Source organism: Rodentibacter caecimuris, assembly GCF_001019715.1.
Classification (GTDB): domain Bacteria; phylum Pseudomonadota; class Gammaproteobacteria; order Enterobacterales; family Pasteurellaceae; genus Rodentibacter; species Rodentibacter caecimuris.
Map to the genome: position 1 here is coordinate 2,660,357 of NZ_BBXJ01000001.1, position 15,533 is coordinate 2,675,889.

Consider the following 15,533-nt stretch of genomic DNA (forward strand, 5'->3'; position numbering starts at 1 on the left):
CAGTTTATTGAGCGATTGAACTTTGAATTGAAGAGTTTGATCATGGCTCAGATTGAACGCTGGCGGCAGGCTTAACACATGCAAGTCGAACGGTAGCAGGAAGGAAGCTTGCTTTCTTTGCTGACGAGTGGCGGACGGGTGAGTAATGCTTGGGAATCTGGCTTATGGAGGGGGATAACTGCGGGAAACTGCAGCTAATACCGCGTAAAGTCTTTGGACTAAAGGGGGCGTTTGCTCTTGCCATAAGATGAGCCCAAGTGGGATTAGGTAGTTGGTGGGGTAATGGCTCACCAAGCCGTCGATCTCTAGCTGGTCTGAGAGGATGACCAGCCACACCGGGACTGAGACACGGCCCGGACTCCTACGGGAGGCAGCAGTGGGGAATATTGCGCAATGGGGGGAACCCTGACGCAGCCATGCCGCGTGAATGAAGAAGGCCTTCGGGTTGTAAAGTTCTTTCGGTGATGAGGAAGGCAGTTTGGTTAATAGCCAAGCTGATTGACGTTAGTCACAGAAGAAGCACCGGCTAACTCCGTGCCAGCAGCCGCGGTAATACGGAGGGTGCGAGCGTTAATCGGAATAACTGGGCGTAAAGGGCACGCAGGCGGATTTTTAAGTGAGGTGTGAAAGCCCTGGGCTTAACCTGGGAATTGCATTTCAGACTGGGAATCTAGAGTACTTTAGGGAGGGGTAGAATTCCACGTGTAGCGGTGAAATGCGTAGAGATGTGGAGGAATACCGAAGGCGAAGGCAGCCCCTTGGGAATGTACTGACGCTCATGTGCGAAAGCGTGGGGAGCAAACAGGATTAGATACCCTGGTAGTCCACGCTGTAAACGCTGTCGATTTGGGGGTTGGGGTTTAACTCTGACGCCCGTAGCTAACGTGATAAATCGACCGCCTGGGGAGTACGGCCGCAAGGTTAAAACTCAAATGAATTGACGGGGGCCCGCACAAGCGGTGGAGCATGTGGTTTAATTCGATGCAACGCGAAGAACCTTACCTACTCTTGACATCCAGAGAATCCTGTAGAGATACGGGAGTGCCTTCGGGAGCTTTGAGACAGGTGCTGCATGGCTGTCGTCAGCTCGTGTTGTGAAATGTTGGGTTAAGTCCCGCAACGAGCGCAACCCTTATCCTTTGTTGCCAGCGATACGGTCGGGAACTCAAAGGAGACTGCCGGTGATAAACCGGAGGAAGGTGGGGATGACGTCAAGTCATCATGGCCCTTACGAGTAGGGCTACACACGTGCTACAATGGCGTATACAGAGGGAGGCGAAGCAGCGATGTGGAGCGAATCTCACAAAGTACGTCTAAGTCCGGATTGGAGTCTGCAACTCGACTCCATGAAGTCGGAATCGCTAGTAATCGCGAATCAGAATGTCGCGGTGAATACGTTCCCGGGCCTTGTACACACCGCCCGTCACACCATGGGAGTGGGTTGTACCAGAAGTAGATAGCTTAACCGCGAGGGGGGCGTTTACCACGGTATGATTCATGACTGGGGTGAAGTCGTAACAAGGTAACCGTAGGGGAACCTGCGGTTGGATCACCTCCTTACCGAACGAGCTATAGTAAGTGTCCACACAGATTGGCTGAGAGTTGTAGACAAGATAGAGAGCGGAAATCAACATTGTCCTTGGGTCTGTAGCTCAGGTGGTTAGAGCGCACCCCTGATAAGGGTGAGGTCGGTGGTTCAAGTCCACTCAGACCCACCACTCTAAGAGTGAGTGAAGTAAGGGCAAGTATCTGCAAATTAATGATAACTGGGGATATAGCTCAGCTGGGAGAGCGCCTGCCTTGCACGCAGGAGGTCAGCGGTTCGATCCCGCTTATCTCCACCACTTATCATCGTTAAGTAAATGTTGCATTGATAGAAAATGGTATTGCGTTTACTTAACGATGATAACTGAAAAGTTTTATCTTCTGTTCTTTAAAAAATTGGAAACAAGCTGAAAACTGAAGAGACTTTTAAGTTCCAAAAGGAATAGAGGAAGTCTGAGTAGAAAAATCTTGACTGGAGAAAGGCAGTCAAGTGTTTAGTTGAATTAAAGATTCGCTTCAAGATGTAGGCCTGACTGAGTAGGCAGGCTGAAAACATTTGAGGTTGTATAGTTAAGTGACTAAGCGTACAAGGTGGATGCCTTGGCAATCAGAGGCGATGAAGGACGTGCTAATCTGCGAAAAGCTTGGATGAGTTGATAAGAAGCGTTTAATCCAAGATATCCGAATGGGGAAACCCGATGGATGAAGAATCCATCATTTCATTATGAATTCATAGTAATGAAAAGCAAACCGGGAGAACTGAAACATCTAAGTACCCCGAGGAAAAGAAATCAACCGAGATTCCGTGAGTAGCGGCGAGCGAAGGCGGAAGAGCCGGTAAGTGATAGTGAGCGTGTTAGGAGAATGAGTTGGGAAGCTCAACCGTAGGGGGTGATAGTCCCGTATCTTAAAACATGTTGATGGTACTAAGCTTACGATAAGTAGGGCGGGACACGTGATATCCTGTCTGAAGATGGGGGGACCATCCTCCAAGGCTAAATACTCCTGATTGACCGATAGTGAACCAGTACTGTGAAGGAAAGGCGAAAAGAACCCCGGCGAGGGGAGTGAAATAGAACCTGAAACCTTGTACGTACAAGCAGTGGGAGCCTGAAAGGGTGACTGCGTACCTTTTGTATAATGGGTCAGCGACTTATATTTTGTAGCAAGGTTAACCGAATAGGGAAGCCGAAGGGAAACCGAGTCTTAACTGGGCGATTAGTTGCAAGGTATAGACCCGAAACCCGGTGATCTAGCCATGGGCAGGTTGAAGGTTGGGTAACACTAACTGGAGGACCGAACCGACTAATGTTGAAAAATTAGCGGATGACTTGTGGCTGGGGGTGAAAGGCCAATCAAACCGGGAGATAGCTGGTTCTCCCCGAAATCTATTTAGGTAGAGCCTTGAGCGGACACCTTCGGGGGTAGAGCACTGTTTCGGCTAGGGGGCCATCCCGGCTTACCAACCCGATGCAAACTGCGAATACCGAAGAGTGATACTCAGGAGACACACGGCGGGTGCTAACGTCCGTCGTGGAGAGGGAAACAACCCAGACCGCCAGCTAAGGTCCCAAAGTGTATGTTAAGTGGGAAACGAAGTGGGAAGGCTTAGACAGCTAGGATGTTGGCTTAGAAGCAGCCACCATTTAAAGAAAGCGTAATAGCTCACTAGTCGAGTCGGCCTGCGCGGAAGATGTAACGGGGCTCAAACATAGCACCGAAGCTGCGGCATCAGGATTAATCCTGTTGGGTAGGGGAGCGTTGTGTAAGCGGATGAAGGTGTATCGGGAGGTATGCTGGACGTATCACAAGTGCGAATGCTGACATAAGTAACGATAAAACGGGTGAAAAACCCGTTCGCCGGAAGACCAAGGTTTCCTGTCCAACGTTAATCGGGGCAGGGTGAGTCGGCCCCTAAGGCGAGGCTGAAAAGCGTAGTCGATGGGAAACGGGTTAATATTCCCGTACTTGGTAAAGCTGCGATGTGGGGACGGAGCAGGTTAGGTTAGCGTGCTGTTGGATATGCACGTTTAAGTTGGTAGGTGGGGTGCTTAGGCAAATCCGGGCGCTTATTAACACCGAGAAATGATGACGAGGCCTCAAGGGGCTGAAGTAACTGATACCACACTTCCAGGAAAAGCCACTAAGCTTCAGGCTTTATTAAACCGTACTGAAAACCGACACAGGTGGTCAGGTAGAGAATACTCAGGCGCTTGAGAGAACTCGGGTGAAGGAACTAGGCAAAATAGCACCGTAACTTCGGGAGAAGGTGCGCCGGCGTAGCTTGTAGCCCCTAGCGGGTGAAGGGTGAACCGGTCGAAGATACCAGCTGGCTGCAACTGTTTATTAAAAACACAGCACTCTGCAAACACGAAAGTGGACGTATAGGGTGTGATGCCTGCCCGGTGCTGGAAGGTTAATTGATGGTGTAATCGAAAGAGAAGCTCCTGATCGAAGCCCCAGTAAACGGCGGCCGTAACTATAACGGTCCTAAGGTAGCGAAATTCCTTGTCGGGTAAGTTCCGACCTGCACGAATGGCATAATGATGGCCAGGCTGTCTCCACCCGAGACTCAGTGAAATTGAAATCGCCGTGAAGATGCGGTGTACCCGCGGCTAGACGGAAAGACCCCGTGAACCTTTACTATAGCTTGACACTGAACATTGAATTTTGATGTGTAGGATAGGTGGGAGCCTTTGAAGCGGTCACGCCAGTGATTGTGGAGGCGTCCTTGAAATACCACCCTTTAACGTTTGGTGTTCTAACGAAGATTGCGGAACGCGGTCTCGGACAGTGTCTGGTGGGTAGTTTGACTGGGGCGGTCTCCTCCTAAAGAGTAACGGAGGAGCACGAAGGTTTGCTAATGACGGTCGGACATCGTCAGGTTAGTGCAATGGTATAAGCAAGCTTAACTGCGAGACGGACAAGTCGAGCAGGTACGAAAGTAGGTCATAGTGATCCGGTGGTTCTGAATGGAAGGGCCATCGCTCAACGGATAAAAGGTACTCCGGGGATAACAGGCTGATACCGCCCAAGAGTTCATATCGACGGCGGTGTTTGGCACCTCGATGTCGGCTCATCACATCCTGGGGCTGAAGTAGGTCCCAAGGGTATGGCTGTTCGCCATTTAAAGTGGTACGCGAGCTGGGTTTAGAACGTCGTGAGACAGTTCGGTCCCTATCTGCCGTGGGCGTAGGAGAATTGAGGGGGGCTGCTCCTAGTACGAGAGGACCGGAGTGGACGCACCACTGGTGTTTCGGTTGTGTCGCCAGACGCATTGCCGAGTAGCTAAGTGCGGAAGAGATAAGTGCTGAAAGCATCTAAGCACGAAACTTGCCTCAAGATGAGTTCTCCCAGACTTAGAGTCTGTAAGGGTTGTTGGAGACGACGACGTAGATAGGTGGGGTGTGTAAGTGTAGTGATACATTGAGCTAACCCATACTAATTGCCCGAGGGGCTTAACTATACAACGCTCAAGTGTTTTTGGGCGGCTAGTGTGAAGTACAACGAATTAAAGTATACCGTAATCAGTCATCAGCTTGTATCCGATAGAACAGATGAAAAAGATAAAAGAGATAAAACGAGATAAAAAGATAGAACAAGATAAAACTTGAAGAGAAGAAGTTATCGAAGAATTATCCCGGCGGCGAGAGTGCAGTGGTTCCACCTGAATCCATCCCGAACTCAGAAGTGAAATGCTGTAATGCCGATGGTAGTGTGGGGTATCCCCATGTGAGAGTAGGGCACTGCCGGGTTTTTAATTATTTTGTTAGTTTATTTTTTGAGTGAATTAACAAAATAGTTTTGGCAGCAATAGTGTAATGGTCCCACCTGAATCCATACCGAACTCAGAAGTGAAACATTATTACGCCGATGGTAGTGTGGGGTTTCCCCATGTGAGAGTAGGTCACTGCCAAGTATACCAAATATCTGCGGAGTGGTAGTTCAGCTGGTTAGAATACCTGCCTGTCACGCAGGGGGTCGCGGGTTCGAGTCCCGTCCATTCCGCCAATCTTTTCATACCAATAGGGGCGTAGTTCAATTGGTAGAGCACCGGTCTCCAAAACCGGGTGTTGGGAGTTCGAGCCTCTCCGCCCCTGCCATCTAAATAAATTTCATTTTTTCATAAATAAACTTTATACTTAGCCTATTTTTATTTAGAGGTTTATTTATGTCACATTCAATTCAAGACTTTATCGAATTAATTGCTCAACTTCGTCATCCGGATAAAGGTTGTCCTTGGGATCTTAAGCAAAATTATGATTCAATGATTCCCTGTTTAACAGAGGAAACTTATGAAGTCATTGAGGCAATTCAAAAGAAAGATATAGCAAATTTAAGAGAAGAATTGGGTGACTTATTGTTACAAGTTGTGTTTTTTAGCCAACTTGCAACCGAGGATAACTATTTTACTTTTGATGATGTGCTTAATGATGTTGCTGAAAAAATTATTCGTCGGCACCCACATGTATTTGCAAATGCCACGGCAAAAAATGAAGAGGAAGCGCTTGCCCGTTGGAATGGCATTAAAGCATTAGAAAAATCTGAAAAACAAACTCAATCTATTTTAGATAATGTTCCTTCGGCTTTTCCCGCATTAATGAGGGCACAGAAGTTGCAAAAACAATGCGCTAAAATCGGTTTTGATTGGACTGAAATTGAACCTGTTTTCGCAAAAGTAGAAGAAGAGCTGCAAGAAGTGAGAGATGAATTTAACCGTCAGCCTCAAGATCAAACGAAGATTGAAGAAGAAATTGGTGATTTGTTTTTTGCTACGGTAAATTTGGCGCGACACTTAAAATGCGGTGCAGAGGAAAGCCTTCGTAAGGCAAATAATAAATTTGAGCAACGTTTTCGCAAAGTTGAACAGAAAGCAAAAGAAAGAAATACTAAATTAGAGGAGCTCTCCTTAATTGAAATGGATTTTTTGTGGAACGAAGTAAAGGAAGAGGAAAAATGATTAAAAGGTAGAAGGATTCTCTTCTACCTTTTCTATTATTAATAGGTACTTTGTGTATCGCTACTATTACTGATAATTGCAATGCCTGCACTGGCACCAATACGTGTTGCCCCTGCTTCAATCATAGCCAATGCGGTTTTCGTATCGCGTACTCCGCCTGAGGCTTTTACGCCAATATTACCCACGATTTTTTTCATTAATGCCACATCTTCAACGGTAGCGCCGCCTTTGCTGAATCCGGTAGAAGTTTTGACGAATATTACACCTAATTCTCGACAAATTTCACAGGCTTTAATGATTTCTTCTTTGGATAATAAACAGGTTTCTAAAATCACTTTCAGCGGTACTCCATTGCAGGCATTTAACACGGCTTGAATATCTTCTTTTACCGCTTGCCATTTATTGGATTTAATCCAACCCACATTGATTACCATATCAATTTCATTTGCGCCGGCTTTAATCGCCTCTTGTGTCTCAAAGGCTTTTACTGAGGTTAAATTTGCACCGAGAGGAAAACCGACCACCGTACAAATCTTCACCTCAGAGCCTGCTAATTTTTCTTTTGCTAAAGGGATATAACCTGAATTGATACAAACAGAATAAAAACCATATTTCATGGCTTCGTCACAGAGCGTTAAAATATCCTGCTCATTTTTCTCAGCGGTAAGTGCAGTATGATCAATATATTTTGCAAGGCTTTTACTGTCCATTTTTGTTCTCCTTTATAATAAAAATTTGCTTGGCTATGATAGCAAAATATTATGAAATTTGACCGCACTTTTATGGTAAATTAGCCGAATTTTTCTTATTAGGTATTTTATGAATTTAACAAGATTACTCAAAAACGGTATTTCTTTAGGGCTTACATTGATTATCGTTAGTAGCATTCTGGATTTTATCCGTAAGCCCGAAATTTCATCGGAAATCAATACAACGGCATTATATGATTTGCAGGGTAACGGTTTTTTTCTCCCACAAATTGCCCAAGATAAACCCACATTAATTTATTTTTGGGGAACTTGGTGTGGTTATTGCCGATACACATCACCGGCAATTAATGATTTGACAAAAGAAGGTTATCCGGTTGTTTCTATTGCATTGCGTTCAGGGAGTGCCGGTGAGGTAGGAAAGTATTTGGCCGAACATCATTATACCTTTACTACTGTCAATGATCCTCAAGGGGAAATTGCACAAAAATGGCAAATCAATGTGACCCCAACGATCATTATTTTGAACAAAGGCAAAATGGATCTCGCTACTACGGGCTGGACAAGTTATTGGGGGCTAAAAGTGCGGTTGTTTTTCACTGAGTTTTTAGGTTAAGGGATGAGTAGCTTTTACCTTATCCCTAAAATCAATTACAATGGCAACAATTTCACATAATTAATAAAGGACAAGATTATGATCATTGTAACTGGCGGTGCCGGCATGATTGGCAGCAACATTGTTAAAGCATTAAATGAAATAGGGCGTAAAGATATTTTGGTCGTCGATAACTTAAAAGATGGAACTAAATTTATTAATTTAGTGGATTTGGATATTGCCGATTATTGCGACAAAGAAGATTTTATCGCTTCCATTATTGCCGGTGATGATTTTGGCGATATTGATGCCGTATTCCACGAAGGAGCGTGTTCTGCCACTACCGAATGGGACGGCAAATATTTAATGCAGAATAATTATAAATATTCTAAAGAATTGCTGCATTACTGCTTAGATCGCCGAATTCCGTTTTTCTATGCTTCAAGTGCGGCGACTTACGGTGGACGAATCGATAATTTTATTGAAAAACGGGAGTTTGAAAGTCCGCTTAATGCCTATGGCTACTCAAAATTTTTATTTGATGAATATGTGAGAAAAATTTTACCCACGGCAGAATCGCCGGTTTGCGGTTTCAAATATTTCAATGTTTATGGCCCGAGAGAGCAACATAAAGGCTCGATGGCAAGTGTGGCATTCCATTTAAATAATCAAATGCTGAAAGGAGAAAATCCAAAATTATTTGCCGGTTCGGAAACGTTTCTCCGTGATTTTGTTTATGTGGAAGATGTCGCGAAAGTCAATATTTGGGCGTGGCAAAATCGTATTTCCGGCATTTACAATCTCGGTACCGGCAATGCAGAATCCTTCCAAGCTGTTGCGGAAGCGGTGATTGCATTCCATGGTAAGGGGCAAATCGAAACGATTCCTTTCCCTGAACATTTGAAATCCCGCTATCAAACCTTTACCCAAGCGGATTTAACCGCATTACGCACGGCCGGTTATACAGGCGAATTTAAATCCGTTGCCGAAGGTACGGCAACATATATGGCGTGGCTCAATAAAAAGTAATTGATCATTCAATTGAGTTTATCTGAGACATTTAAAAAGCAAAGTGCGGTCAAAAATTCATTTATTTTTTAACCGCACTTTTCTACAAGGTGAAATATGAATATCCTCGTTATCGGCCCGTCTTGGGTCGGCGATATGATGATGTCGCACAGTTTGTATCAACAACTCAAAATTCAGTATCCACACTGCCAAATTGATGTAATGGCGCCGAATTGGTGTAAACCTTTATTGGCACGTATGCCGGAAGTACGCAATGCCATTGAAATGCCTTTAGGGCACGGTACTTTTGCTCTTGGTGAACGTTATCGTTTAGGGAAAGCATTGCGTGGGCGATATGAAATGGCGATTGTGTTGCCGAATTCATTGAAATCCGCACTGATTCCGCTCTTTGCGAAAATTGCCGTACGACGTGGTTGGAAGGGCGAAAGCCGTTATTTTTTATTGAATGATTTACGCAACAACAAGCGGGATTATCCGATGATGGTGCAGCGTTATGTGGCATTAGCTTTTGAGAAAAACGCCGTGCCGAACGCGCAAGCAATCCCACTGTTAAAACCTTATCTCGCCATCGAATCAGGCAATCAACAAGAAACGTTAAAAACATTCTCAAAACAGACCGCACTTTTAGGTGAACGCCCGATTATCGGTTTTTGTCCGGGGGCGGAATTCGGGCCGGCGAAACGTTGGCCCTATTATCATTATGCTGAGTTGGCGGGAATGCTGATTGAGCAGGGTTACGCGGTGGAAATTTTCGGTTCGCCGAAAGATATTGAAGCGGGTGAGCAAATACGTAATGCTTTGTCTCAAGAACAGCAACGCTTTTGTGTGAATTTAGCGGGGCAAACGAATTTAAATCAAGCCGTCGATCTTATCGAAAATTGTACGGCGGTGGTGAGCAACGACAGCGGATTAATGCACATTGCTGCCGCAACAAATCGCCCGTTAGTCGCTCTTTACGGCCCGACCAGCCCGACTTACACGCCGCCACTTTCCGATAAAGCAGTGATTATTCGGTTAATTGAAGGCGATTTAATCAAAGTGCGTAAAAGCAAGGATAGTACAGAGGGGTATCACCAAAGTCTCATTGATATTACGCCAAAAATGGTGATGGAGAAATTAAACGCATTATTAGCAAAACCATGAAAATTTGTTTAATTAAAACTTCCTCTATGGGTGATGTGATCCACACATTGCCCGCATTAACCGATGCCCAACAAATGATCCCAAATTTAACCGTGGATTGGGTGGTAGAAGAAAATTTTGCTGAAATTCCCCAATGGCATTCGGCTCTTCATCAAGTGATACCCATTGCCTTACGCCGTTGGCGTAAATCCCCTTTTTCCTCACAAACAAAAAATGAGTGGGAAATTTACCGCACTTTACTCCAAAAAGAACGTTATGATGCCGTTATTGACGCTCAAGGATTATTTAAAAGTGCATTTTTTGCTACCCGTCTCGCTAACGGCACAACGCATGGCTATGATTGCCATAGCATTCGAGAGCCGATTGCTTCCTTTTTTTATGAGAAAAAATACGCAATTTCTTATCAGCAACACGCCGTTGAACGTATTCGGCAGTTATTTGCACTAAGCCTTAATTATGAATTGCCGCATTCGCAAGGTGATTACGGCATCGCACAACATTTTACTGCCGCCTCCATTGAGCCTTATGTGATTTTTTTTCATGCCACTACCCGAGATGATAAACATTGGCTTGAATCGGAATGGGAAAATTTAATTGAAAAAATGACCGCACTTTTCGTGCAAATCCGTTTACCTTGGGGGAATGAAAAAGAAAAAGAGCGGGCGGAACGCTTGGCAAAAAATTATCCGAATGTTCAAGTACTGCCAAAACTAACGCTCACCGAATTGGCAAAGCAAATTGCGAATGCGACTGCGGTAGTCTCTGTGGATACGGGCTTGTCGCATTTAACCGCGGCTTTAGATAAACCGAATATTACCCTTTATGGTGCAACAGATCCGACCTTAATCGGTTGTTATGGTAAGAATCAGCAATATTTATCTGCCTCAAGTATGGCTGAAATCTCAGCCGAACAAGTATTTTCAAGGCTTGAACCTCTATTAAATGGCAATCAGTAAACAAAGAAGGTTTATTTTTTTGATTGATTTTTATCAAAAAACAGTTTCTTTTTTACAATATTGCTATAACCTTGCATTGAATATCTAATCTGGAGTGTATAAACTCCAAAAAATCCAATTTTTTTATTTTATTTTTATTTAGAACGAAAAGGAAAGCACAATGAAAAAGACACTTCTTGCTTTAATGGTTACGGCATGTGCCGCAAGCTCAGCTCAAGCCTATCAATTCAACATTGAAGAAACAGGTACTGAAATTGACTTCAATGGTTCTCTCCGTTTGAAATGGGAAAACATTAATCGTAAAACAGAAGGGGCGACCACCACGAAAAATATTTCTCATGGTGATATTGATAATAACGGCTCTCGTTTTGGCTTCAAGCTTAAACAACAGCTAGGTAATGATTTTTATACGGTTGGTCGTGTCGAATGGCGTTTCCGAGATAATACCGGACATCGTGGTTCGGCGGACGAACCTAACTTGGCGAGTAATCGTCACAATAATTTTGGTCATATTTATACGCGTCAACTTTATGCCGGTTTTGGTCACAAAACCTATGGTGAATTAGTTTACGGTAATATGACAACCTTCACTGACGAAATCAAACAAACCGATTTACCGAACACTTATAGCTTGAGTGACGGTTTATTGAATAATAATGCCCGCCGTGTGGTTCAATATACAAACCGCGGAGGTTTTTTTCCTAACTTAAAATTCGGTGCGTATTATGGTGCAACAAGCCCGCGTGGCGCACAGGGATTAGATATCAATCCGAATCGTAATCACGTGTGGGGTGGCGGTGCCGTTTATAAACATAATATTGATGATTTACAAGACTGGACAACAGCAGCCGGTTTCTCTCGTGAAACCTTTGCAAACGGTCGACAAGTTACCGCCTATTCATTTGGTAACGCATACCGCTTTGATCACACCATATTGGGTTTAGATTTAGAACATCGTAATACCACAAATCTTTCAACAAATTTTGGTAATGCTGTCAAACGTGCCCAATATGAAGCGCGTGCGATTGTTTTCCAAGAATTAAATGAAGATTGGAACGCTTACGCGATGTATGCTTATCGTCATAACAAATTAAAAGAGACTTCCGTACCGGCTGCGACAGAGAAACGGAGTGAAGTGATGCTTGGTAGCGAATATTACGTTTATAAAAACGGCAGTTTAAAATTAAAACCGTTTGTTGAAGGTAAAGTTGTGCGTGTAAGAAATCTTGCTAATGAACAGGATGTAAAACAATGTGATTATGCCGCCGTTGTCGGTTTACGTGCATATTGGTAATGAAACCTTAAATATGAAAAGCGGGCCACAAACGGCTCGCTTTTTCTTTGTGCTTGTAATTGTCTAAATTGCCCCCATTATAGGGAAAAGACGAAAAGTGCGGTGGTTTTTGACCGCACTTTTTACTGCAAAAAATATAGGAACAAAAAATGAATGACTTAAAAGACAATGACAAACTTTACCGCTATCTTTTTCAAAACCGTGCAGTACGTGGTGAATGGGTGCGTTTAAACCAAAGTTTTGTTGATACCTTAAACACTCATCATTATCCTCAACCGGTGCAAAATTTATTGGGTGAAATGATGGTGGCAACCGCATTGCTTACGGCAACTTTAAAATTTGAAGGCAATATTACCGTGCAAATTCAGGGGGACGGTCCACTTCGTCTTGCATTGGTGAACGGTAATGATCAGCAACAAATTCGTGCTTTAGCACGAGTAGAGGGAGATATTTCTCCTGAAATGACGTTGCATGAGATGATTGGGAAGGGCGTATTGGTTATTACGATAGCACCTCAAGAAGGCGAGCGTTATCAAGGCGTAATCGGATTGGATAAACCAACAATTACCGAGTGTTTAGAAGACTATTTTGTTCGCTCCGAACAGCTTCAAACCCAATTAATTATTCGCACGGGAGAATATCAGGGTAAACCGGTGGCGGCAGGGATGTTGCTACAAATTATGCCTGATGGTGCGGGTTCACCTGAGGATTTTGAACATCTTGCAACGTTAGCGGCAACGGCAAAAAACGAAGAATTATTTGGTTTACCTGCAGAGGAAATGCTTTATCGGCTTTATCACGAAGAAATCGTGGAAGTGTATGCGCCACAAGCTATTCAATTTTTTTGTGGTTGTTCGGCAGAACGTTCCGGAGCGGCATTATTGTTGATTCCCGATGAAGAAATCGATGAGATTTTGGAAGAACACAAAGGCAGTATTGATATGCAGTGTGAATGTTGTGGTACCCATTATTTCTTTAATAAAGAAGCGATTAATAAATTAAAATCACGGATATAAATGGAATAAAACTACATTATGATGTAGTAAATGCACAAAAACGGTTATTTCACAATTAAGTGTGGGATACCGGTACCATGCTGGCATTTTTGCAAGATAAATTAAATATTCCCAGATATCCTAATGAAAAGAAAATTTCTAGTGGATTTTTTCATCAATATTTCATATGGTACGAATGCAAATGGAGCAGGAAGTACTGTAAGCTATTGGTATTGATGCCAAAGCAGGGAATGGAGGTAGTGTCGCCATTGGTAAGAGCGCTTAAGAAAAGCCTGATATAATACAATATCTTCTAATGGCGATTGGTCTGCTATAGGACAGTAAACTAAAGCCTTCTGGTGCAGTGGCTATAGGTATCGGAGCAAAAGTTGAGGGCGATCACGTATATTCTATGGTATTAGGTAAAAATTCACAAACGTAAGGTAGTGTGCTACAAAATGGGAAATGATTTTGTCACCGATGTGGAGAATTTCTTATTCGATAAACAAGCCACGTGTGTTTTTAACGGGGCAATGTTTAACAGTGTGTGGCTTATTCCTCAAAATGAGAACACCTGCCGTTCTTACTTCTCTATTATGTATCATTAGTCTTATGTTGTGCCTGCCATTTGGTCTCCACTGTTTTGCGATAAAGTGATTAAGCAAATTAAAGATCAGCATAATATTGATTTCGGCTATCGCACAAATACCGATAGTGTGGGCTGACAGATCGCCTGCTTTTATCCTAATTTAATTATGACTAAAACGAGCTTTATGTCTATCCTCATTTGTGAGCAGGCTTACCGAGCAGCACCGGAAAAAATTCAGCATTTTTACGCTTGCAATACTTACGACAAAAAAGATAATCCGACATTCTTCAATTTTATTGGTAGAACCGATATGGTACGAAACAATATTATGACGGTAGAGGGGGGCTACCAAATGCTGGATTTCTTGTCTCGCTACGTTGATATTGTGCTAAGCCATCAGTGGGAAAGCGGACTAAACTATGCCTATAACGACGCCCTTTACGGCGGTTATCCTTTTATTCATAATTCTAAGTTATTGCCTAAAGGGGTTGGCTATTATTATGATCAATTTGATGCTTTCGATGGTGCAAGAGTCTTGTTGGATGTGATTGAAAATCACGATAAACACCATCAAGCGTATGTTGAAAGGGCTAATGAGTATCTTGACTCTCTGTTGCCGACAAATCCGGTTAATGTGTATTTGTATGAAAAAGAGATCAAACGCTTATTTGAACGATGATGTGGCACTTATGAATATCGGGAGAAGATATTTCTAAAACGTTCAATGTTATGAATATTACATAACACGCTACACTCTCAATATTTTCTCTTAATGAGTCGGGATAAATCATCCCGACTTTTGTCAGATTAGTCTTAAAAATATATTTCAAGTGCGGTCAAATTGTGTATTGTTTTACTCTGGAGTAATCCATTCTACCGTCCAACTACCTGTTCCTTTCGGTATGAGCGTTTTTACTAAATAAGGTAAAATCTCTCTCATTTGGTTTTCTAGTGTCCAAGGCGGGTTGATGATCACCATACCACTTGCTGTCATACCCCGTTGATCACTATCAGGGCGTACGGCCAATTCAATTTTTAGAATTTTACGAATACCGCTGGCTTCTAAACCTTTAAAAATACGCTTCGTTTGTTGGCGTAGCACCACAGGATACCAGATAGCATAAGTGCCTGTGGCAAATCGCTTGTAACCTTCTTCCACGGCTTTTACCACTAAATCGTAATCTTCCTTAAGTTCGTAGGGCGGATCGATTAACACGAGACCCCGTCGTTCCTTAGGTGGCAATGTTGATTTCACTTGTTGGAATCCGTTATCGCATTTTACCGAGATATTTTTAAATTCTTTAAAATTATTGCGTAATAGGGGGAAATCGCTAGGGTGTAATTCCGTGAGTAATGCACGATCTTGAGGTCGCAATAATTGTGCCGCAATCATTGGCGATCCGGCATAATAGCGGAGCATTTTGCCGCCGTTATTAAGACCTTTAATTAAATTAACATAGCGGGTTAATTCTTCGGGTAAATCAGTTTGTTCCCACAAACGCCCGATTCCTTCTTTATATTCACCGGTTTTTTCGGCTTCGTTTGAGGATAAGCGATAACGCCCTACACCGGAGTGGGTATCTAAATAATAGAATCCTTTGTCTTTGAGCTTCAGGTTTTCTAAAATTAACATTAACACAATGTGTTTTAATACATCGGCATGATTTCCTGCATGGAAGGAGTGTCGATAACTGAGCATGGTTGTCCCTTTGAGTTAAAA

Annotated in this window: 9 protein-coding genes, 4 tRNA genes, 4 rRNA genes and 1 pseudogene; 16 read left to right on the forward strand and 2 right to left on the reverse strand. The window is 43.3% G+C overall.

Annotated features, from left to right (window positions below):
• Window positions 1–24: 24 nt before the first annotated feature.
• The 9 genes from PNEUHYL_RS13010 to mazG all read left to right on the forward strand — a co-directional run bounded on the left by PNEUHYL_RS13010 (window position 25) and on the right by mazG (window position 6,505).
• Window positions 25–1,560 (forward strand): 16S ribosomal RNA (locus PNEUHYL_RS13010).
• A gap of 81 nt (window positions 1,561–1,641) precedes the next feature.
• Window positions 1,642–1,718, forward strand: a tRNA-Ile gene (locus PNEUHYL_RS13015).
• A 50-nt stretch (window positions 1,719–1,768) separates the two neighbouring features.
• Window positions 1,769–1,844: transfer RNA gene (locus PNEUHYL_RS13020), tRNA-Ala, on the forward strand.
• A gap of 269 nt (window positions 1,845–2,113) precedes the next feature.
• A 23S ribosomal RNA gene (locus PNEUHYL_RS13025) occupies window positions 2,114–5,011 on the forward strand.
• A 173-nt stretch (window positions 5,012–5,184) separates the two neighbouring features.
• A 5S ribosomal RNA gene (gene rrf / locus PNEUHYL_RS13030) occupies window positions 5,185–5,300 on the forward strand.
• Between the two features lie 48 nt (window positions 5,301–5,348).
• Window positions 5,349–5,464: ribosomal RNA gene (gene rrf / locus PNEUHYL_RS13035) — 5S ribosomal RNA — on the forward strand.
• Together the 16S, 23S and 5S rRNA genes with 4 tRNA genes alongside form the textbook arrangement of a ribosomal RNA operon.
• Window positions 5,465–5,479: 15 nt before the next feature.
• Window positions 5,480–5,556 (forward strand) — tRNA-Asp (locus PNEUHYL_RS13040).
• Window positions 5,557–5,572: 16 nt separating this feature from the next.
• A tRNA-Trp gene (locus tag PNEUHYL_RS13045) sits at window positions 5,573–5,648 on the forward strand.
• A gap of 68 nt (window positions 5,649–5,716) precedes the next feature.
• Complete coding sequence (mazG, locus tag PNEUHYL_RS13050; RefSeq protein ID WP_059368767.1) at window positions 5,717–6,505, forward strand: nucleoside triphosphate pyrophosphohydrolase; 789 nt, start codon at window positions 5,717–5,719, stop codon at window positions 6,503–6,505.
• 38 nt (window positions 6,506–6,543) lie between these two features.
• On the opposite strand, the gene deoC is transcribed toward mazG, so the two are convergent.
• Window positions 6,544–7,215, reverse strand: a complete 672-nt coding sequence (deoC, locus tag PNEUHYL_RS13055) for a deoxyribose-phosphate aldolase (protein ID WP_059368768.1) — start codon at window positions 7,213–7,215, stop codon at window positions 6,544–6,546.
• A 109-nt stretch (window positions 7,216–7,324) separates the two neighbouring features.
• On the opposite strand from deoC, the gene PNEUHYL_RS13060 reads away from it, so the two are divergent.
• The 7 genes and pseudogenes from PNEUHYL_RS13060 to PNEUHYL_RS13090 all read left to right on the forward strand — a co-directional run.
• Window positions 7,325–7,828, forward strand: a complete 504-nt coding sequence (locus tag PNEUHYL_RS13060; protein ID WP_059368769.1) for a protein disulfide oxidoreductase — start codon at window positions 7,325–7,327, stop codon at window positions 7,826–7,828.
• 78 nt (window positions 7,829–7,906) lie between these two features.
• Entirely contained in the window at window positions 7,907–8,836 is a 930-nt protein-coding gene (gene rfaD / locus PNEUHYL_RS13065) for an ADP-glyceromanno-heptose 6-epimerase (protein ID WP_059368770.1), read from the forward strand.
• A 96-nt stretch (window positions 8,837–8,932) separates the two neighbouring features.
• Window positions 8,933–9,979, forward strand: a complete 1,047-nt coding sequence (gene waaF / locus PNEUHYL_RS13070; protein ID WP_059368771.1) for a lipopolysaccharide heptosyltransferase II — start codon at window positions 8,933–8,935, stop codon at window positions 9,977–9,979.
• Entirely contained in the window at window positions 9,976–10,935 is a 960-nt protein-coding gene (rfaC, locus tag PNEUHYL_RS13075; protein WP_059368772.1) for a lipopolysaccharide heptosyltransferase RfaC, read from the forward strand. The genes waaF and rfaC overlap by 4 nt, the downstream gene beginning before the upstream one ends.
• A 160-nt stretch (window positions 10,936–11,095) precedes the next feature.
• A complete protein-coding gene (locus PNEUHYL_RS13080) occupies window positions 11,096–12,229 on the forward strand; it encodes a porin (RefSeq protein WP_059368773.1) in 1,134 nt (377 codons plus the stop codon).
• Window positions 12,230–12,378: 149 nt separating this feature from the next.
• Window positions 12,379–13,245 carry an Hsp33 family molecular chaperone HslO gene (gene hslO, locus PNEUHYL_RS13085; RefSeq protein WP_059368774.1) on the forward strand — a complete coding sequence of 289 codons (867 nt, stop codon included), beginning with the start codon at window positions 12,379–12,381 and terminating at the stop codon, window positions 13,243–13,245.
• Window positions 13,246–13,655: 410 nt separating this feature from the next.
• Window positions 13,656–14,492: pseudogene (locus PNEUHYL_RS13090) on the forward strand (DUF2827 family protein); the annotation flags it as partial.
• 174 nt (window positions 14,493–14,666) lie between these two features.
• Here PNEUHYL_RS13090 and PNEUHYL_RS13095 read toward each other — a convergent pair.
• Window positions 14,667–15,512 (reverse strand): 23S rRNA (adenine(2030)-N(6))-methyltransferase RlmJ, encoded by an 846-nt coding sequence (locus PNEUHYL_RS13095; protein WP_059368775.1) that lies wholly within the window; start codon window positions 15,510–15,512, stop codon window positions 14,667–14,669.
• Between the last annotated feature and the right edge of the window lie 21 nt (window positions 15,513–15,533).

What these genes read in the sequence shown, in the direction of transcription:
- hslO (WP_059368774.1), top strand. Translation starts at nt 12,379, where the DNA reads ATGAATGACTTAAAAGACAATGACAAACTTTACCGCTATCTTTTTCAA.
- waaF (WP_059368771.1), top strand. Translation starts at nt 8,933, where the DNA reads ATGAATATCCTCGTTATCGGCCCGTCTTGGGTCGGCGATATGATGATG.
- PNEUHYL_RS13080 (WP_059368773.1), top strand. Translation starts at nt 11,096, where the DNA reads ATGAAAAAGACACTTCTTGCTTTAATGGTTACGGCATGTGCCGCAAGC.
- rfaD (WP_059368770.1), top strand. Translation starts at nt 7,907, where the DNA reads ATGATCATTGTAACTGGCGGTGCCGGCATGATTGGCAGCAACATTGTT.
- rfaC (WP_059368772.1), top strand. Translation starts at nt 9,976, where the DNA reads ATGAAAATTTGTTTAATTAAAACTTCCTCTATGGGTGATGTGATCCAC.
- mazG (WP_059368767.1), top strand. Translation starts at nt 5,717, where the DNA reads ATGTCACATTCAATTCAAGACTTTATCGAATTAATTGCTCAACTTCGT.
- PNEUHYL_RS13060 (WP_059368769.1), top strand. Translation starts at nt 7,325, where the DNA reads ATGAATTTAACAAGATTACTCAAAAACGGTATTTCTTTAGGGCTTACA.
- deoC (WP_059368768.1), bottom strand. Translation starts at nt 7,215, where the DNA reads ATGGACAGTAAAAGCCTTGCAAAATATATTGATCATACTGCACTTACC.
- PNEUHYL_RS13095 (WP_059368775.1), bottom strand. Translation starts at nt 15,512, where the DNA reads ATGCTCAGTTATCGACACTCCTTCCATGCAGGAAATCATGCCGATGTA.